The organism is Exiguobacterium sp. N5, assembly GCF_025842465.1.
Classification (GTDB): domain Bacteria; phylum Bacillota; class Bacilli; order Exiguobacteriales; family Exiguobacteriaceae; genus Exiguobacterium; species Exiguobacterium profundum.
Map to the genome: position 1 here is coordinate 1,926,458 of NZ_JAPAEP010000001.1, position 17,656 is coordinate 1,944,113.

A 17,656-nucleotide genomic window follows, 5' to 3' on the forward strand; every position below is an offset into this window, starting at 1 on the left:
CGCTTAAAAACGAGAGACCATTTTTTAATGTTTAACCGCCGTCGGTTTCGATGAGAACCAGCCCCATGTCGCAATCCCGACCATGACCGACCAGAAGAAAATCGTCCAAGCTGTCGAGTGGACGAACCCGTCTGGGAGTCCCATGAATGCGAACGGTGTCCCGGCAATCAATTCTTTGAATCCTGGGTGTTCAAGTACGAGCACCGTCAATTTGACCCCGACCCAACCGACGATGATGAAAGCAGCCGTTTCAAGAGATGGGCGTTGATGGAGCAACTTCACGAAAATACGAGCCGCAAATCGCATCAAGACGACCCCGATGAGGCCACCCGTCAAGACAACGAAGAACTGACCCGAGTCAATCCCACCAATCTCACCGAGACCGAGTGGTGGCAAGCTGACCGCAAGCGCGACCGCTGCCAAGATTGAGTCGACCGCAAAGGCGATGTCCGCAAACTCAACTTTCGCAACAGTGAGCCAAAACTCTTTCTTCGATACCGGTTTTTCTGTGACAGCCGTTTCTTCCTTGGCTTCAGCCGCCAACTCCTGTTTCGGCTCCATCTTTCTCGCCTTATAGGTCATATACAGGTGTCGCGCACTCATCCCGATTAAGTAGAGCGCACCGAGTGCCTGTACTTGCCATACGTTGATCAAGAACGAGATCAAGAACAATGCGATAAATCGGAATACGAACGCTCCTAAGAGTCCGTAGAACAATGCCTTCTTCTGCTCTGTGCGCGGCAAGTGCTTGACCATGACGGCCAAGACGAGCGCGTTGTCTGCAGATAACAAGCCTTCCAAACCGACGAGTACGACGACGATCCAGGCATACTGCAGGACTAACTGCCAATCCATAAAAACATCTCCTTTTTTCTTTCAATTCCTTCATATTTAATAGTGATCTATTTTTTAAGTTCACAGGACCATTTTATTCCCGTTCACAAAGTAAATCAATCCTCTTTCTTCAATATCTGAAAGATTTTTTTGCGATTGCATATTGAAAACATGTTATGAGAGCAAAATCATACCCGTTCAGCCATCATTTCGTGATAAAATCCTAACAAGAACGAGTGGTGCTTTAAACCGCTCGAAAAAAGGAGAATCCGATTATGTCTACAAGCCATGTCGCTTTACCTACTAAAGCAGAACGACATAAATTGTTCGGGTCGGTCCCACCGATTAAAGGAACAAAGCCGACCGAGAAAGAACAAATGGTCGATTTACAAAATACACCGAAAAACTTCTTATTTGCCCTCGACAGTGTCGGCATCTCAAACGTGAAGCATCCTGTGAACATCGAGACGCCAGATGGGATTCAGTCAACGGTCGCTACATTCGAATTGACGACATCGCTCGTACAAGACCGTAAAGGGATCAACATGTCTCGTTTGACAGAGCAGCTAGACGCGTACCATCAACAAGGATGGACAGTATCGAACCGCTCGTTAATCGAATTCGCACAGGAGCTTGCCGAGCGGATGGAACAAACGGAAGGTCAATTGACAATCCGTTACCCGTGGTTCTTCACGCGTAAAGCACCTGCGACAGGTCTTAGCGGTTTGATGAACGCCGATGTCATGCACCGTGTGACGTACAACCTTGAAACGGGCGTCGCAAACGTGACAGTCGGTCTCGTCATCAACGTCACGACGCTTTGCCCATGTTCAAAAGAAATCAGTGAATACAGTGCCCATAACCAACGTGGATACATCACGATCGAAGCAGGTCTTGATGAAACGTCAATGGACGGATTCGACTGGCGTGCCGCCCTTCTCGATGCAGCGGAGTCGAACGCCTCAGCACCACTTCATCCTGTCCTCAAGCGTCCGGATGAGAAACGTGCGACTGAAATCGCATACGAAAATCCACGTTTCGTCGAGGACATGGTCCGCTTGATTGCGGCTGACTTGTACGAGATGAAACAAGTCGTGAACTTCTTCGTCGAATGCCGTAACGAAGAGTCGATTCACCAACACGATGCCATCGCATCGATCACATTCGATAAGCGTCAAGACGCATAAAAAATGCGGAACCTCTGTTAAAGAAGGTTCCGCATTTTTTATAGACTTGTCACGAGTTCAATCGTCAATAGGATGATGATGAGCATCACCCACACTGCCCAGACGAGTCGCCACTTCTCCCAGTCAAATCGCTTCATCACCGCATAGACCGTGAGGTAGAGCGCGATAAGAAGGGGTACAACGACCCAAGGATTCTCTAGCATCACGCCTCGATGTCGCCGTCCCAAGCGAGCATTCCGCCGTCGACATTGACGACTTTGTAGCCTTGCGACTCTAAGTAATCACACGCCGTCTGACTCCGTCCACCTGAACGACAGATCACGTGATAGACATTGTCTTGTGCCAACTTTTCTGTCACTTGTGGGAATTCCGATAATGGATAGAGTGGTACGTTCGGGATATGCCCTGCCTCATATTCATCTTGTTCGCGCACATCGATGATATGGAGAGACTCCCCGTTCTCTAATTTTTCTCTTAATTCTGTCGCATGAATACTTTGCATACATAGTTCCCCTTTCAATCATGGATTTCTCTTTTAGTTTACCTCAGCTTATGCTCCGACAAACTCCAGTTGATGGTCGTCTCAGCATCACAATAGAACCCTTCGAGCTCGCATCGTTCGACGACCTGTTCGATCAACGCGCGATTGCCACAAAACAACGTGAAATGGCTATCCCAAGGTGGGACGATGAGCCATTCGTGTTGATAACCGAAAAACGTCCGATGTTGCATGCCCCACGTATCAGCGGCTAGCGTCTCACTGAGATGGATGAGATGCCGTTCCGTACAGAATTCGTCTCCGGTCCAGATCCAGCCTTCTCCCATTTCCAAAAGTACACGCAACACTTGATTCTTTTGTAGATCCGATAGTTCCCCTTCACCTGGTGGGAGCACATTCTCACGTTCGCAATATTCGATGATTCGATTCGCCCCTGCTCGATCTTCGGCATGTGGTTTTAGCGCCCTAATCATCGTTCGGAGCGCATGGTCGATACTGCTCACGTCACGAAAACCTAGTCTTCGCCTCATCTCTTCCCATGTAACGGCCCGAAATTGCTGTTCGACCTCGTTTTTGTCCAGAGCGGCATAACATTCCACCGCGGCGGAGTGATCTATTGGAGCAAGGAATGGATGAAACGCGATGAAGACCGTTTCAAATACGCCTTCATAATACGTCTTAATTGGGTAGTCATCCCCACCGCCAAACATGGCGTAACGATGTCCTTCAGGTAACAAAACGCTCTCATCTAGTTCGTCCATTTCAACACTCCTTTCTTGAATAGTTTATAACGGACCATCAAAAAAAGCACCCTTCTCTAAGAAGGATGCTCCGGACTTACGCTTCGTTGCGCTCGTCGATTGCTTGTGCTGCTGTGATGAGCGTCAATTTGTAGACGTCCTCTTCGTTACAACCGCGTGATAAGTCGTTCACTGGTTTGTTGAGACCTTGAAGGATTGGACCGATCGCTTCGAATCCACCGAAACGTTGAACCATCTTGTAGCCAATGTTCCCTGCTTCAAGACTTGGGAAGACGAATACGTTCGCCTTACCAGCAACGTCAGAACCCGGTGCTTTCTTCGCCGCTACACTAGGGACGAATGCCGCATCGAATTGAAGTTCTCCGTCGATTGGAAGGTTCGGTGATTTTTCTTTCGCAAGGCGTGTCGCTTCCACAACCTTCTCTGTTTCAGGTGACTTCGCAGAACCTTTCGTCGAGAAGCTAAGAAGTGCGACTTGTGGGTCGATGCCGAACGTCTTCGCTGTCGCTGCCGACAAGAACGCGTTCTCTGCTAAGTCCGCTGCGTCTGGTGCAATGTTGATTGCACAGTCCGAGAAAACATATTGCTCGTCGTCACGTACCATGATGAACACACCTGACGTCTTTTTGATGCCTGGTTGCATTTTGATGATTTGTAGTGCCGGACGTACCGTATCAGCCGTCGCGTGCATCGCGCCTGAGACAAGACCTTCTGCTTTGCCTGTGTGAACGAGCATTGTTCCGAAGTAGTTCACGTCTGACGTAAGGAGTTCGCGCGCTTGTTCAGCCGTTGCTTTTCCTTTACGACGCTCGACGAATGATTCGACGAGAACGTCGATGTCTTCGTATGTCGCTGGGTCATATTGTGTCAAACCTGAGATGTCGAAACCGTGTTTCGCCGCAACCGCTTCGAGATCTGCTTTCGCACCGACGACGATCGGTTCTACCATACCGTCTGCTTTCAATCGAACAGCGGCTCCAAGAACACGCTCATCGATACCTTCCGGGAAGACGATGGTCGGACGAACCGGGCTAACTTTTTGCTTCAACGTTTCAAATAATTTCATAACGAATGAACCCCTTTTCTCAATTTACAGCATGACTGCTAATGGTTTTGCCGTTGACTTGTGTCTTTACGCGATTTCAATTATACACAGTACCCTTTTCAAAATAAACTATTCTGCCCATTTCGCCATAAATCGCTTAGAATCAATCATTATATGAATAGAACAGTTTCGACAAATCGACTGATACAGCCATTTTTGTAGCCGTTTTCATGTTTCTGTCCTCTGTTCTTTACCCGTCATGAATCGTGATAACCCTCACAGTGCCTCAAAGTTGCCAGTCAGTGAAGCGTGTATGGTAAAATAGACGGCGAAGCCAAGTCCCGAAAGGAGATTTTTTTATGTCAGAACGTCCAGTACCTACAACAGATACACAACATGCCGCCGCCACATTAGACGGATGGTATACACTTCATGATTTCCGCACGATTGATTGGGCTCGTTTGAAACTCGTCGATGCTGAAAAGCGTGAACAGATGATTGAGGAGTTCACTGCGTTCCTCGCCTCACTTGAAGAAGTGGAAGCAAAAGGTGAAGGAAGCCACGCCTTCTACTCGATTCTCGGCCAGAAGGCGGACCTCGTCTTGATGGTTCTTCGTCCAACATTCAACGAACTTGAAGACGTCGAGCGCGCATTCCGCAAAACAGCGCTATACGACTATATGATTCCGTCGTATTCATACGTGTCGGTCATCGAGCTCGGGATGTATCGCGGATCTGGAGACGGGGACCCGTATCAAAACCCTCATATCCGTTCACGCCTCTATCCGACACTTCCAAAGGCCGCACACATCTGTTTCTATCCGATGAGCAAGGCTCGTCGCGACGGTGACAACTGGTACATGTTGTCGATGGATGAACGTAAGGACCTCATGTATCGCCACAGCATGATCGGCCGTAGTTACGCTGGTAAGATTCAGCAGTTCATCGGTGGGTCGACTGGATTCGACGCATGGGAATGGGGCGTCACACTCTTCGCTGAAGATTCACTTCAGTTCAAGAAAATCGTTTACGAGATGCGTTTTGATGAAGTGAGTGCGAAATACGGTGAGTTCGGCGACTTCTACGTTGGGAACATCTTACCGAAAGAAAATTTGAGCACATTCTTTAGCGTGTAAAAGGTTTACGCGTATAACACCTCGGGAATTAAGGATGATGTAAGCAAGTAATCTTAATTAACGAGGTGAACAACGATGCGCGTGTTTAAAGAAACCGATCGTGACACTGCGGAACGTTTAGATTCGTTCATCGAACGAATGGCACCGACAGCAGAATTAGTCCAACATCGATTTGAAGAGCAACTCAAACATACACAGCAAAAGGGTCAGGCGAGCGCCTGACCCTTATTTTGTCGTAGTGACGTGAAGTGCGTCGCCTAAGAAAGTAGCCAATTCAAGCATTCCGTAGCGTCCCGCTTTCGCTTCAGCATCGGAATTGTAGTTCGTGTTCGTATTGACGTCATAGGCGTAGACATTGCCGTCTCGGTCTCGAATGATCTCAATCCCCGCAATATCGATCGCATTCGCTTTCAAGAACTGTTCGAGCTTTGGAATGATCGGGTCATCGAATCCTTCGACGATTTCAAACTTCGCCGGTGGCGTCTCCCCGACCGGACAGAACTGGTCTTCAATCGAGCAGGCATCTGCCGGACAGAGCTCGAATCCTTCCGACGTGTCGACACGGACCGCATAAAAGAACTTCCCACCGATGAATTCGCAGCGGGTAATATACGGTTCTGGGGATTCGATATACTGTTGAATGAGCGTGATGCCGTCAACCGAGTCCTCGAACGAGGGACCATATACATATTCTTTGAGTCCTTCGATCGTATGGAATAATTGGACCCCGAGTCCTTTCCCTGCACGGTTATGTTTCGTGATGAATGGTGTCAAACCTAACCGCTCAGCCGCTTCGATGATTTGCGCCTTACCGACTGCCGCAATCGTCTTCGGCACGCGAATCCCTTCACGTCGAAGCGCCGTGTATTGATTGACTTTACTCACTTCGAGGCGGATGGCACGTGTGCCGTTGAACACGGTCCGGTCGTTTGCCTCTAACCAAGCGAGGACGCCTTCCGTCAATTCTGGTGCGTACCGATGCCCACGTGTGTGCGAGGAGGCACTCATCCGATTATAAAAGACACCTTCCGGGGGCATTGCTTCGAGATCAATCGTCCCTTGGTCCAAGTGCCACAATTCATACGGCAAGTTCAATTCTTCTAAACGGTAGACAAGGTGGTTCGTCCATTCTTCGTTTTCATGAATGACGTGAATTTTAGACATCATCATTCCTCCTTCTATGGTGTGTTTACTCTACCACATTCATAACCGATAATTCCAATGTGTACAGTTCTCCTAATCCTCAATTCTGAAATATCAGACGATTTCATGGTATAATGAACTTAAGAATATTGTTTCAGAAAGGAAGTGTTGTGTTTGCCCGTACCTGTTATAAGTACTGATGTACTCATTTTACTCTTCGGTCTACTTCTCGTAGCCGGTGTCATGGCGACACGAATCTCGACTCGATTCGGCTTGCCCGCCTTGATTTTATTTATGGGAATCGGCATGATCATGGGAAGTGACATTACTGGTCTCATCTTCTTTGACGACTCGAATTTAGCGCAGCTGATCGGAGTCGCTGCCTTGATTGTCATTTTGTTTGAAGGGGGTCTTCAAACGAAATGGTCATCAATCCGGAGCGTCCTCGCCCCTTCTGCCTCGCTGGCGACGCTTGGGGTATTGATTACTACAACAGTAGTCGCCGTGGCCGTTCGTTTCGTATTTGGTTTCGATTGGATTGAATCTTTCTTGTTCGGTGCGATTATCGGTTCGACCGATGCAGCGGCCGTCTTTGCCGCATTTAAAGGAAAGAACATCTCACCGAAAGTCGGTGCGACTCTCGAAGCCGAGTCCGGCACGAACGACCCGATGGCGATGTTTTTGACGATTCTCGCCCTCGACTTTATGATGAAGCCGGATACGACCATTTGGGATGGGGTATGGATGTTCGTCCTTCAAATCGTCGTCGGGGCATTGATCGGCTTCATCCTTGGACAACTGTCTCGTCTCATGTTGAATTATTTGAGACTTGATTCGAGCGGATTACATGCCGTCCTTATGATTTCCATGGCGTTCCTCACTTATGGTGTCACAGCTTACTTATTGGGAAGCGGATTACTCGCCGTCTATATCGCCGCCATGATTGTCGGAAATGCGGACACGGCGCATGAAGTGACAATCGTCCAATTCTCAGAAGCACTTGCGTGGATCATGCAAATCATCATGTTCGTCATCCTTGGATTGCTTGTCTTCCCTCGTCAACTCATCGAACCGGACTTGATTTGGAAAGGACTACTCATCTCATTCGTCCTCATGTTCCTGGCACGTCCGATCGCCGTCTATTTATCGACACTAGGCATGGCATTTACGAGAAAAGAAAAGTTGTTCATCTCATGGGCTGGTCTAAAAGGCGCCGTACCGATTGTCCTTGCGACATTCCCGCTTATTGCCGGTACCGAAAATAGCCAACTGTTATTCAATGCCGTCTTTTTCGTCGTCGTGACGAGCGCCCTGATCCAAGGGACGACGTTGACGCCACTTGCCGAGAAGTTAGGGTTGCTCGGTCCGGATAAGATCCGTTCCCCATACACAATCGCCCTCGTCTCAAGCAAACAGTCTCAACATAAGCTCGTACCTTATGTGGTCACATCAAGCTCCTCTATGATTGGAAAGACATTGGCGGACATCACGCTCCCACCAAACACTGTCGTGAACGCCATCGTCCGAAACGAGTACTTGATTCCACCGAACGGTCAGACAGTCATCGAAGAAGGCGACCTCTTATACGTGCTTGCCTCGATGTATCGTCATGATCAACTCGACCAAACATTTGGTGAAGATGGGCTAGACCGAGTGGAATTATGAGTAAACGAATAACCGGCGCCTCATTTGAAGCGCCGGTTTTCTTATACGTGCAAGTGTTTTGCTGATTGAATCAACGTCTCAACATCTTCTGTCCGTCCTTCATGAAGTGCCTCGACGATGAAGCTCCCGACGACGACACCGTCACACGCCTGTCCTAACGTCTGCACTTGCTCCGGACGATGGACTCCGAATCCTGCTAAGACAGGAACACGTGACCGCTCTGTCAATCGCGTTAAGTAGGCGAGAAGCTCGTCCGGGAATACATCCGCTTTCCCGGTCGTTCCTTTGAGCGTGACCGCATACACGAATCCTTCTGCTTTTTCTAAGATGGACGTTGTCCGCGCCTCACTGCTCGTCAACGTGACGAGCGGAATGACGGCGACGTCATGCCGATTAATATCTGCGAATAACTGGAGACTCTCCTCAAACGGAAGGTCAGGAATAATGACCCCGCTCACCCCACATTCGTTCGCCCGATCAAAGAACGGTTGGACCCCGAACCGAAACACTGGATTCAAGTAGGTCATCAAGATGATCGGAACGTTAAATTGATCATTTCTTTCTATTAAATGGTTCAATACCATTTCAAGCGTCACACCTGCTTCAAGCGCGCGCATCCCTGCCGCTTCAATAATCGGTCCATCCGCCACCGGATCAGAGAAGGGGATTCCGAGTTCAATCGCCGTCGCACCCATCCGTTCTAGTTCTACGATGGTCGGGATGAGCCGGTCCATCCCGCCGTCACCGGCCATGATATACGGAACGAACGCCGCTCCTTCTCGCTGTCGAATCGCTGTCTCTAGTTTCATCGTGTCGCCACCTTCTCTCGGATTGTATGGACGTCTTTGTCTCCGCGTCCTGATAAACAAATCACCAGTGTATCGTTTTCTCCCATCGTCTTCGCGAGCGTCTCTGCGTAAGCAAGGGCGTGTGAAGACTCTAAGGCAGGAATGATTCCTTCTTGTCGGCTGAGGGCGAGACAAGCATCGAGTGCCTCGTCATCCGTGACGGCCGCATAGCGCACCCGCTCAATGTCTTTCAAGAAACTGTGCTCTGGTCCTACCCCTGGATAATCGAGTCCGGCTGAAATGGAGTGCGCTTCCTCGATTTGACCCGCTGCGTCTTGCAAGACATACATGAGCGACCCGTGTAAGACACCGACTTCCCCTTTTGTGAGGGTTGCTGCGTGTTTATCCGTATCAATGCCACTTCCTGCCGCTTCGACACCGTAGAGTGCGACCGACTCATCGTTTAAAAACGGATAGAACATCCCCATGGCGTTGCTCCCTCCGCCGACACAAGCGACGACGGCATCCGGAAGGCGTCCCGTCTGTTCAAGGATTTGTCGACGTGTCTCTGTCCCGATCACGCTTTGGAAATCACGTACCATCTGCGGAAACGGATGCGGTCCGAGAACGGAACCCATCACATAGTGCATATCGTCGACATGTTTGACCCAGTAACGGAGCGCTTCATTGACGGCATCCTTTAAGGTGCGACTTCCTGATTTGACAGGGACGACTTTCGCCCCAAGAAGTTCCATCCGAAACACGTTCAACGCTTGTCGCTCGACGTCGACCTCACCCATGAAGATGGTACATTCTAAATCGAGTAGTGCGCATACTGTTGCCGTCGCGACACCGTGTTGTCCCGCGCCTGTCTCCGCAACGACTTTCTGTTTCCCCATCCGTTTCGCCAGGAGCGCCTGCCCGATCGTATTGTTGATCTTATGGGCACCGGTATGGTTCAAGTCTTCACGTTTCAAATAGACATTCGTCCCGAGGCGACGACTTAGGTTCGACGCATAATAAAGTGGCGTCTCACGTCCCACGTATTCACGTAATAAGGAAGAGCATCGTTCTTGAAACTCAGGATCTTGCTTCGCCTCTTCATAAGCGACCTCTAATTCTTCGACCGCCTGCATGAGCGTCTCTGGAATGTACTTCCCACCATATTGTCCAAACTTCCCGTTCACTGGTTGTGCATACATCATAGTTCCTCCTTGGCGCGTTGAATGAACGCACGAATTTTTTCGATATCTTTCACACCGTCCGTCTCGACACCGCTCGAGACGTCGACGCCGTCTGGTTGGATGAGTTGAATTGCTTGTCCGACATTGTCAGGGGATAGCCCGCCCGCTAGCCAAAACGGACGCTGCGGCCGGTCGATTGCGCCCCAGTCTAACACCTGTCCGCTTCCCGGATTCGGATGATCCATCAATCGTACATCTGCCGTCTCCTCGGTCGACGCATCGATGATTGGTAACCCGAAGATACGGAGTTCTTCCATTGACTGCGTCCGATGGTGAATTTGTAAATCCGTCAGTCCCACGTTCAATGTTTCCTCAATCTCTTCCATTGAAGGACTTAAAAACACACCAACGATTCGAACCGATTGTGGGATATGTGCAGCTAATCTCTTCGCAGTCGTCACGTCGATTTGTCGAGAACTCGGGGCGAAGACGAATCCGATTGCATCCGCTCCCGCCTCGACCGCCGCCTCAACAGCTTCCTTTGTTTTTAGTCCACAGATTTTAACGAACATGTTTTCAACTCCTCGAGTAACCGGGTCGGGTCCTCTTCACGCATGAGTGCTTCCCCGACGAGAATGGCGCTTGCCCCAGCTTCTTGTAAACGTGCAGCCGCCTCGACCGAACTGACCCCGCTCTCGCTGACGAATGTGACCTCAGGATAGCGTTTCATCAAATCAATCGATGTTTCGAGGGATACCTCGAACGTTTTTAAGTCTCTGTTATTGATGCCGATCAACACGTCATTCAGTTCGAGGGCGATGCGTAACTCCGCATCATCATGTACTTCGACTAAGACATCGAGACCGATGGAGCGAGCGTATCGCGTCAACTCCTGAAGACGTGTCGGATGGAGTGCTGCCACGATAAGAAGTGCCACACTCGCCCCGTAATGCTTCGCATAGTCGAGTTGTCGTTCATCGATGATGAAATCTTTACAGAGCACCGGGATGGTGACGACATCGGCAACTTGTCGCAAGTCGTCAAAAGAACCGTTAAAGTACGTCGTGTCTGTCAAAACGGAAATCATCGTCGCACCAGCTTTTTCATATTGACGTGCCCGTTTAGCGACGTCGACCGTCTCCCGAATCATTCCTTTCGAGGGGGACGACCGTTTGATCTCTGAAATGATATGGAATCCCTCGCTCATCACATGTAAGAGAGAGATTGGCTTCGTCACGGGGACATCGATGGGCTGCATGCCGCAAACCTCTTCTATTTTCGTTCCGATGATTTTCGTTAAATAACTCATGCTTCGACCTCCGTCCGTTGTAAGTTTTGTAATACCAGTAAGGCGTGTCCTTCATCGATACTACGTTTCGCCTCTTTCACTCCTGCACGAAGCGTCGCGGTTGTGCCATACGTGCAAAGGGCAAGTGCCGCGTTTAATAAGACGACGTCGCGTGCCGGTCCCGACTCTCCATTCAATACGGCAAGAAGTGTCGCAGCGTTCTCTTCTGGTGTGCCTCCACGTAGCGCTTCAAGCGGTGCCCGCATCAAGCCGACATCTCGTGGGTCGACCGCATAACGCGCCGTCTGTTCCCCATCAAAGAAGTACACGTCGTTCACACCGGCGAGACTCGCTTCATCGAGTCCACCTGCTCCATGGACGACCATACCGCGCTCCACCCCGAGATGACGCATCGCAGTCGCCATCTTCTCAAGTAACGATGGATGATAGACACCGACAAGTTGTCGTTTCGGACGAAGTGGATTCGTTAACGGTCCGATTTGGTTGAAGATGGTCGCCGTCGCGAGTCGTTTCCGGACCGGCATGACGTGCTTCATGATCGGGTGGACATGCTGGGCGAAGAGGAAACTCAAGTTCGTCCGTTTCAAGTCAGCATGTACTTCCGCTGCCGTCTTCACGATTGGAACGTTCAGTGCCTCTAAGACGTCCGCGCTCCCGGATCGACTCGAGACGCTTCGATTCCCGTGCTTGGCGACTGGAATGCCGAGACCCGCCAATACAAAGGCGACGGTCGAACTGATGTTGAACGTATGCGCCCCGTCGCCGCCGGTACCACAAACATCGAGTACGGGTAAATCGCTTTGAGGGAACTGTGCCGCTTCACGGATGTATGCCGCGAGACCTGCCATCTCTTCTGCTGTCTCACCACGCTCTTTCATCGCCAGCAGTACTCGTTCGATTTGCGCTTCATCCGCTTTGAACATCTCGCTTGCCGCCACTTTCATATCTGCTGTTGATAATGCGTTTGTCTCCAATTGTTGAATCATCGTCGGTTCCCCCTCTAAAAATGTGTATAAAAAAAACTCCATACGACAGTCGTCGTATGGAGGACGGTTCAAGACCGCGGTGCCACCTCTCGTTGATTCCAAAGAATCCACTCTCCGATGCAATCACATCGTATCCCGATAACGGGGGAAACCGTCACGGCCTACTCTCTTCAGCCATGCTCTCATGAGCCCATTCACGCGGACGCCTCGGTCAGGATTTCACCATCCCTGACTCTCTGGACGAAACGTCTTCTCGCGCTACTCTTCTCAATCCTCGATTTATATTGTTGAAACGAAAAAGGGGTCACCCGTCTCCTCATAGCCTGCGCTATAAGAAGGACGAGTAACCCCGTGGTGCCACCTTCGTTGGTTCCAAAGAACCCACTTCACGGACAATCATCCGCTTCCCCGTGATAACGGTGGGTAACCCGCTAAAGCCTACTCAAAGTTCGGTTTAGAGCTCAGAAGTCCATTCGCGACGTCCCATATACTGATTCGCACCAACCATCAGCTCTCTGTCATACAGGATTCGTCGTTACTTCTCTTCGTCGACGCCTTTATTCGTTTCAGTTAAGTTAATTCGTACTATACAGGGCAGATGAATCCATGTCAAATAAAAAAATTATAAAAACTTTGCCTCTATATGTGCATCCAAAAATGAGAAACCTTCATCGATTTTTCGAATTGACATTGTTTTTTTTCGTCTGCTATAGTCGTCCACAACAACATTTCACTCAGCTAAAGGAGAATCGATTTTGGAAACAAATAAACTAAAGCGCGAGCTGTCCACCCGGCAACTTACGATGATTTCCCTCGGGAGCGCCATCGGAACCGGGCTGTTCCTCGGAAGCGGTCTCGCGATTCAAACCGCTGGCCCGAGCGTGCTCGTCAGCTATGCCATCGGGGCGTTCATCGTCCTCTTACTCATGGGTGCTCTCGCCGAAATGACGGTTGCCCATCCAACATCTGGATCATTCGGAACGATTGCCGAGCGATACGTTCATCCACTCGCCGGTTTTCTCGTCCGTTACTCTTACTGGGTCGCGAACGTACTGGCTGTAGGGGTTGAAGTCAGTGCCATCGCCATCTACATGCGCTACTGGTTCCCAGATGTGAACGGGTTCGTTTGGGTCGCCCTCTTCGGTGGACTACTCATTTACGTCAACGCCCGTCACGTTCACACGTTCGGAACGACCGAATACTGGTTATCCTTCATCAAAGTAACTGCCATTATCTTATTCATCGTCCTCGGTGCCGCCACATTGTTCGGCGACCCAGGATCACCGATTGAGTCAATCACGACAGGAAACGAAGGCTTCTTCGCGTTCGGCTTTTACGGAATGTGGGTGACGATTTTCATCTCCCTCTTCAGTTTCCTTGGAACTGAGCTCGTCGCTGTGACAGCCGGTGAAGCGAAAGACCCGGACCAAGCCGTACCACGCGCTTTACGTGCGACCGTGTTCCGCTTGACGTTCTTCTATGTCATCACGCTCGCGATCATGCTCATGCTGATCCCATGGCAGCAAGCCGGGATCGACCAAAGTCCGTTCGTGCTCGTCATGGAACAGTTCGATGTCCCGTTCGCGGCAGGCATCCTCAACTTTGTGATTTTGATCGCCGCCTTGTCTGCGATGAACGCGCAGCTTTATGCGTCGACACGTATGATGTACTCGCTCGCGGAAGCCGGCGATGCACCGAAAGCGTTCAAAAAAATCAGCAAAAATGGGATTCCAATGTTCGCGCTACTCGTTTCAACAGGCGGGATCGTCCTCGCCGCTTTGCTACAAGTATTCATGGAGTCATCGTATCCATTCTTGATGGGAATTTCGATGTTCGGAGCTATTTTCACTTGGTTCATGGTCTTCGTCTCCCACTTGTTCTTCCGTAAAAAATGGACCGGACGAAAACTCCCTGTCCGCATGATGGGGTATCCATTCCTCCCATTGCTCGGGGCGGTCTTACTGCTCAGCCTGATGATCACGACATGGTTCACGGATTTCAACATCTTGTTGAAGTTTGGGGTACCTTGGTTGATTGGGTTGACGATTATCTATTACGTGCGTGAACAAATGCGTAAAAACCAAGATCGTCCAAGCGATATCGAGCAAGCCAACTAACGAGTATCCCTTCGCAATCGCGGAGGGATTTTTTACGCACAAAAACTCCTTTCGCAATCGAAAGGAGTTTTCTGGTTGATGCATCAGAAGAACTGACGCGGGTTGACCGTGCTACCTGCGCTCGTTGCCGAGTATGAGTAGCCGCCTTTATGAATCTCAAAGTGCAAGTGCGGACCTGAAGAGTTCCCTGTGTTTCCAAGTGTCCCGATGTTCGACCCTTGCGTCACACGCTGTCCAGAGCTGACAGATACCGAGTTCATGTGCGCATAGACCGTGGTCCAAACTTGACCGTTGATCACGTGTGCGATCATGACGTGGTTCCCGTATGCGCCACCCCAACCTGCACGAATGACCGTACCTGTCGCAGATGCGCGAATCGGTGTCCCTGTTGGACCAGCGATGTCTACACCGTTATGGAACGTGTAACCAAACGCACCGCTCGCCGGACCCCATCCTTGTGAGTAGCGTCCTGAAGCCGGTTGAATGAACATCGAACTAGACGGAGCTGGCGTCGATGTCGTCGGCGCCGGTTTTGGCTCTGGTTTCGGAGCTGGCGTTGGAGCCGGTGCCGGTTTTGGAGCTGGCGTTGATGCCGCCGTGTTGTTTGAAGACGACGAAGACGGGGTATTCGATTTATTGTCTTGCTTTTGTTGAGCAGCTTGACGAGCTGCTTCCGCTTCTCGTTCTGCCTCTGCCTGACGGGCAGCCTCAGCTTGACGTGCAGCTTCTGCTTGGCGGGCTTCTTCCGCCTTACGTGCCGCCTCTTGACGAGCTGCCTCTTCCGCACGACGACGGGCTTCCTCTTCTTCCCGACGTTGCGCTTCGATTTCAGCCGCGATCGCCTGTTCTTGTGCGACTAATGTCGCTTCAATCTCTTGAAGGTCAAAGATCTGTGATTCGAACTTGATGTTCTTCTCTTCAAGCTCTTTGATGCGCTTTTCACGCTGCTTCATTTTCTTCTCAAGCTCGGCTTGACGCACTTCGAGTGCCTTTTGTTGTTGGAGAAGTGAAGCACGTTCTGCTTTCAAGTCAGCCTGCGCTTCTTTCAACGAACGCTGTGTCGCTTCATAGTCATCGAACAACTCTTGGTCACTACGCTGAATCGTTCCAGCTGTGATCATACGCGTGACGAGATCAGAGAGATTTTTTGAACCGAAGATGAATTCAGCCCAGTTAATTGATCCGCCACCGTTCTTTTGCATCGTGGCCATACGCTCTTTCATCATCGCTTCTTGCGCCTTCATTTTTTCTTGGTAATCTTTAATGTCGGCTTCAAGATCCTCAATCTTCATCTCGGTGCGCTTGATTTCTTGGCGTTTCATGGCGACATCATTGATGATGTCTTGCAATTGTGCGTCCATTTTGTTGACCTCAGCCTGAACTTTTGAAATCTCTTCCTTGTTTCCTTCAATTTTTGAAGATGTTTCTGACTGGTCTTTTTTCACACTGTCGCGCTTTTCTTTTACTTTTTGTTGTTGTTCTTGCTTCTCTTTAATCGAAGTCGATGCATCCGCAACTGTATGTGTGCTGATGAGCATCACACCGAGCGTCAACGTCGAGACTGTGCGTTTCCAATTCATGAATGGGGTACATCCTTTCTTAAATGACAAACGTGAGTACCTACTACACTACATATTTAAAGCCGTTTCAGTATGTAACAAAAACGATCATTTGGTTGAGTTTCAACACGACTAATTATATCTAACTGATAGATATTTTCCTGTTAAAGTTATATTTCAATTTTATTACGCAAGAACAAAGGTGCGGACAATGAATGCATAGAACTTACTATTTACCAATACCTTTTCAGACTGTTCGATTTGACATCTTTCTGTAATGTTTTATGTAAATAGAGAACATTTTACCTTATTTTAAAATAATAAGCGAATAGGGCTGTATATCCCTTTTCCAATTAATAGGATGACTCATCAAAAAAATCCATGCCGTCGCTGCATGTGAACATGAGCAAAGGCATGGATATCGAATAAATGGATTCTCAAGTTATAGTTTCATCGCACCGACGATGACAAAGATCCAGGCAGCGATGAATAACACGCCGCCAATCGGTGTCACGGCTCCGAGTTTTGTAATTCCCGTCAATGCCATGACGTACAAGCTTCCTGAGAAGAAGACGATCCCCGCAAACATGAGCCAACCGGCCACGTTGAACTGGCTGATGCTCACGCGCATGAGGAGCGCTGCAATCCCAATTATTCCAAGCGCGTGCACCATATGGTAGAGCACACCTGTCTGCCAGTTTGCCAACATGTTTGGCGCCAATCTCTCTTTTAGCGCATGGGCGCCGAATGCACCAAGTGCCACACCGAGTGCCATCAATCCGGCACCGATCATTAATAATATCTTCATTTCCGTTCCCCCTTATCTGACTTTTCGTGCTGGTAAATTCCACTTCCGATAGTAGGATATCACTCGAAGTGTCGCGACGACAATTAAAAGCGCGTACACAGCAAGACCGCCTTCGAGCTTGAAGTAATACGTAATGACCGCAATGAGAATCGCCCAAATCGCATACACCTCAGATTGTAAGACGAGAGGCTTACGTCCTGCCAATAAGTCCCGGACCACACCTCCGCCAACGCCAGTCAAGACAGCCGCCGCAATCGCAGCAGATAAAGGTAAATCAAGCTTGATTGCGACCTGCGCCCCTTGAAAGGCAAAAGCGACGAGACCAATGGCGTCGACAATGACACCCCAGCGTTCCCAATGTGGCAATACGACACTCGGGAGCAGGAAGATGAGGAGTGCGACCAGAAAACATAAAATAAATAAATCATTCTGTTGCCAAATTAAACTGACGGGGTTTCCTAACAGGACGTTTCGGATCGCGCCGCCTCCGAAGGCGGTGATAAACGCCAGTAACCAAACTCCAAAAATATCGTATTTTTCATCCATCGCAATGATGGCTCCGCTCGCCGCGAACGCAATCGTTCCGACGACGTTGAGCAATTCCCACTCCATGAACATCCCTTGCCCTTTCTTCA

The 17,656-nt window shown here is 49.7% G+C and carries 19 protein-coding genes and 2 other annotated features; of the genes, 5 read left to right on the forward strand and 14 right to left on the reverse strand.

Annotated elements, in window-relative coordinates:
• Positions 1–24 precede the first annotated feature (24 nt).
• On the reverse strand, positions 25–855 hold the full coding sequence (locus OKS35_RS09945) for a TerC family protein (protein WP_214774178.1): 831 nt from the start codon (positions 853–855) through the stop codon (positions 25–27).
• A 254-nt stretch (positions 856–1,109) separates the two neighbouring features.
• Here OKS35_RS09945 and folE2 point away from each other — a divergent pair, with 254 nt between their 5' ends.
• Entirely contained in the window at positions 1,110–2,021 is a 912-nt protein-coding gene (gene folE2, locus OKS35_RS09950) for a GTP cyclohydrolase FolE2 (RefSeq protein ID WP_031422071.1), read from the forward strand.
• Positions 2,022–2,059: 38 nt separating this feature from the next.
• On the opposite strand, the gene OKS35_RS09955 is transcribed toward folE2, so the two are convergent.
• The 4 genes from OKS35_RS09955 to pta all read right to left on the reverse strand — a co-directional run bounded on the left by OKS35_RS09955 (position 2,060) and on the right by pta (position 4,347).
• Entirely contained in the window at positions 2,060–2,224 is a 165-nt protein-coding gene (locus OKS35_RS09955) for a hypothetical protein (RefSeq protein ID WP_012727488.1), read from the reverse strand.
• A complete protein-coding gene (locus OKS35_RS09960) occupies positions 2,224–2,523 on the reverse strand; it encodes a rhodanese-like domain-containing protein (protein WP_041917952.1) in 300 nt (99 codons plus the stop codon). Before OKS35_RS09960 ends, OKS35_RS09955 begins: the two co-directional genes overlap by 1 nt.
• Positions 2,524–2,561: 38 nt before the next feature.
• On the reverse strand, positions 2,562–3,281 hold the full coding sequence (locus tag OKS35_RS09965) for a DUF2711 family protein (RefSeq protein ID WP_215112536.1): 720 nt from the start codon (positions 3,279–3,281) through the stop codon (positions 2,562–2,564).
• A gap of 76 nt (positions 3,282–3,357) precedes the next feature.
• A complete protein-coding gene (gene pta, locus OKS35_RS09970) occupies positions 3,358–4,347 on the reverse strand; it encodes a phosphate acetyltransferase (RefSeq protein ID WP_012727490.1) in 990 nt (329 codons plus the stop codon).
• A 338-nt stretch (positions 4,348–4,685) separates the two neighbouring features.
• Here pta and hemQ point away from each other — a divergent pair, with 338 nt between their 5' ends.
• The gene (gene hemQ / locus OKS35_RS09975) at positions 4,686–5,462 is read left to right on the forward strand and encodes a hydrogen peroxide-dependent heme synthase (RefSeq protein WP_078147751.1); all 777 of its coding nucleotides are present in this window, start codon (positions 4,686–4,688) and stop codon (positions 5,460–5,462) included.
• A gap of 75 nt (positions 5,463–5,537) precedes the next feature.
• Positions 5,538–5,684, forward strand: a complete 147-nt coding sequence (locus tag OKS35_RS09980) for a hypothetical protein (protein WP_012727492.1) — start codon at positions 5,538–5,540, stop codon at positions 5,682–5,684.
• 3 nt (positions 5,685–5,687) lie between these two features.
• Here the strand turns inward: OKS35_RS09980 and OKS35_RS09985 are convergent, their stop codons facing one another.
• Entirely contained in the window at positions 5,688–6,626 is a 939-nt protein-coding gene (locus OKS35_RS09985; protein WP_264092974.1) for an ATP-grasp domain-containing protein, read from the reverse strand.
• Positions 6,627–6,779: 153 nt separating this feature from the next.
• On the opposite strand from OKS35_RS09985, the gene OKS35_RS09990 reads away from it, so the two are divergent.
• A complete protein-coding gene (locus OKS35_RS09990) occupies positions 6,780–8,270 on the forward strand; it encodes a potassium/proton antiporter (RefSeq protein WP_211782161.1) in 1,491 nt (496 codons plus the stop codon).
• 41 nt (positions 8,271–8,311) lie between these two features.
• Here the strand turns inward: OKS35_RS09990 and trpA are convergent, their stop codons facing one another.
• From trpA to trpD, 5 genes are read right to left on the reverse strand one after another with little or no spacing between them, the layout of a single operon-like run.
• A complete protein-coding gene (gene trpA, locus OKS35_RS09995) occupies positions 8,312–9,079 on the reverse strand; it encodes a tryptophan synthase subunit alpha (protein WP_264092975.1) in 768 nt (255 codons plus the stop codon).
• Positions 9,076–10,263 carry a tryptophan synthase subunit beta gene (gene trpB / locus OKS35_RS10000; protein ID WP_264092976.1) on the reverse strand — a complete coding sequence of 396 codons (1,188 nt, stop codon included), beginning with the start codon at positions 10,261–10,263 and terminating at the stop codon, positions 9,076–9,078. Before trpB ends, trpA begins: the two co-directional genes overlap by 4 nt.
• On the reverse strand, positions 10,260–10,814 hold the full coding sequence (locus tag OKS35_RS10005; RefSeq protein ID WP_264092977.1) for a phosphoribosylanthranilate isomerase: 555 nt from the start codon (positions 10,812–10,814) through the stop codon (positions 10,260–10,262). The genes trpB and OKS35_RS10005 overlap by 4 nt, the downstream gene beginning before the upstream one ends.
• Positions 10,790–11,551, reverse strand: a complete 762-nt coding sequence (gene trpC, locus OKS35_RS10010; RefSeq protein ID WP_264092978.1) for an indole-3-glycerol phosphate synthase TrpC — start codon at positions 11,549–11,551, stop codon at positions 10,790–10,792. Before trpC ends, OKS35_RS10005 begins: the two co-directional genes overlap by 25 nt.
• Positions 11,548–12,537 carry an anthranilate phosphoribosyltransferase gene (gene trpD / locus OKS35_RS10015; RefSeq protein ID WP_264092979.1) on the reverse strand — a complete coding sequence of 330 codons (990 nt, stop codon included), beginning with the start codon at positions 12,535–12,537 and terminating at the stop codon, positions 11,548–11,550. The genes trpC and trpD overlap by 4 nt, the downstream gene beginning before the upstream one ends.
• Before the next feature lie 56 nt (positions 12,538–12,593).
• Positions 12,594–12,821, reverse strand: a binding site (T-box leader).
• Between the two features lie 48 nt (positions 12,822–12,869).
• Positions 12,870–13,098 (reverse strand) — a binding site (T-box leader).
• Between the two features lie 242 nt (positions 13,099–13,340).
• Here trpD and OKS35_RS10020 point away from each other — a divergent pair.
• Positions 13,341–14,654: an amino acid permease gene (locus OKS35_RS10020; protein WP_413815722.1), complete on the forward strand. Its 1,314-nt coding sequence runs from the start codon at positions 13,341–13,343 to the stop codon at positions 14,652–14,654.
• A gap of 83 nt (positions 14,655–14,737) precedes the next feature.
• Here the strand turns inward: OKS35_RS10020 and OKS35_RS10025 are convergent, their stop codons facing one another.
• From OKS35_RS10025 to OKS35_RS10035, 3 genes are all read right to left on the reverse strand, one after another.
• Positions 14,738–16,234 (reverse strand): murein hydrolase activator EnvC family protein, encoded by a 1,497-nt coding sequence (locus OKS35_RS10025; RefSeq protein ID WP_264092981.1) that lies wholly within the window; start codon positions 16,232–16,234, stop codon positions 14,738–14,740.
• Between the two features lie 421 nt (positions 16,235–16,655).
• Positions 16,656–17,021 (reverse strand): DUF423 domain-containing protein, encoded by a 366-nt coding sequence (locus OKS35_RS10030; protein WP_074035530.1) that lies wholly within the window; start codon positions 17,019–17,021, stop codon positions 16,656–16,658.
• A gap of 12 nt (positions 17,022–17,033) precedes the next feature.
• Positions 17,034–17,639, reverse strand: coding sequence for a trimeric intracellular cation channel family protein (locus OKS35_RS10035; protein WP_012727503.1), 606 nt, complete (start codon positions 17,637–17,639; stop codon positions 17,034–17,036).
• Between the last annotated feature and the right edge of the window lie 17 nt (positions 17,640–17,656).

Excerpts from the sequence above, each read along its gene's own strand:
- OKS35_RS09945 (WP_214774178.1), bottom strand. The coding sequence starts at position 855 with ATGGATTGGCAGTTAGTCCTGCAGTATGCCTGGATCGTCGTCGTACTC.
- folE2 (WP_031422071.1), top strand. The coding sequence starts at position 1,110 with ATGTCTACAAGCCATGTCGCTTTACCTACTAAAGCAGAACGACATAAA.
- OKS35_RS09955 (WP_012727488.1), bottom strand. The coding sequence starts at position 2,224 with ATGCTAGAGAATCCTTGGGTCGTTGTACCCCTTCTTATCGCGCTCTAC.
- OKS35_RS09960 (WP_041917952.1), bottom strand. The coding sequence starts at position 2,523 with ATGCAAAGTATTCATGCGACAGAATTAAGAGAAAAATTAGAGAACGGG.
- OKS35_RS09965 (WP_215112536.1), bottom strand. The coding sequence starts at position 3,281 with ATGGACGAACTAGATGAGAGCGTTTTGTTACCTGAAGGACATCGTTAC.
- pta (WP_012727490.1), bottom strand. The coding sequence starts at position 4,347 with ATGAAATTATTTGAAACGTTGAAGCAAAAAGTTAGCCCGGTTCGTCCG.
- hemQ (WP_078147751.1), top strand. The coding sequence starts at position 4,686 with ATGTCAGAACGTCCAGTACCTACAACAGATACACAACATGCCGCCGCC.
- OKS35_RS09980 (WP_012727492.1), top strand. The coding sequence starts at position 5,538 with ATGCGCGTGTTTAAAGAAACCGATCGTGACACTGCGGAACGTTTAGAT.
- OKS35_RS09985 (WP_264092974.1), bottom strand. The coding sequence starts at position 6,626 with ATGTCTAAAATTCACGTCATTCATGAAAACGAAGAATGGACGAACCAC.
- trpA (WP_264092975.1), bottom strand. The coding sequence starts at position 9,079 with ATGAAACTAGAGACAGCGATTCGACAGCGAGAAGGAGCGGCGTTCGTT.
- trpB (WP_264092976.1), bottom strand. The coding sequence starts at position 10,263 with ATGATGTATGCACAACCAGTGAACGGGAAGTTTGGACAATATGGTGGG.
- OKS35_RS10005 (WP_264092977.1), bottom strand. The coding sequence starts at position 10,814 with ATGTTCGTTAAAATCTGTGGACTAAAAACAAAGGAAGCTGTTGAGGCG.
- trpC (WP_264092978.1), bottom strand. The coding sequence starts at position 11,551 with ATGAGTTATTTAACGAAAATCATCGGAACGAAAATAGAAGAGGTTTGC.
- trpD (WP_264092979.1), bottom strand. The coding sequence starts at position 12,537 with ATGATTCAACAATTGGAGACAAACGCATTATCAACAGCAGATATGAAA.
- OKS35_RS10020 (WP_413815722.1), top strand. The coding sequence starts at position 13,341 with ATGATTTCCCTCGGGAGCGCCATCGGAACCGGGCTGTTCCTCGGAAGC.
- OKS35_RS10025 (WP_264092981.1), bottom strand. The coding sequence starts at position 16,234 with ATGAATTGGAAACGCACAGTCTCGACGTTGACGCTCGGTGTGATGCTC.
- OKS35_RS10030 (WP_074035530.1), bottom strand. The coding sequence starts at position 17,021 with ATGAAGATATTATTAATGATCGGTGCCGGATTGATGGCACTCGGTGTG.
- OKS35_RS10035 (WP_012727503.1), bottom strand. The coding sequence starts at position 17,639 with ATGTTCATGGAGTGGGAATTGCTCAACGTCGTCGGAACGATTGCGTTC.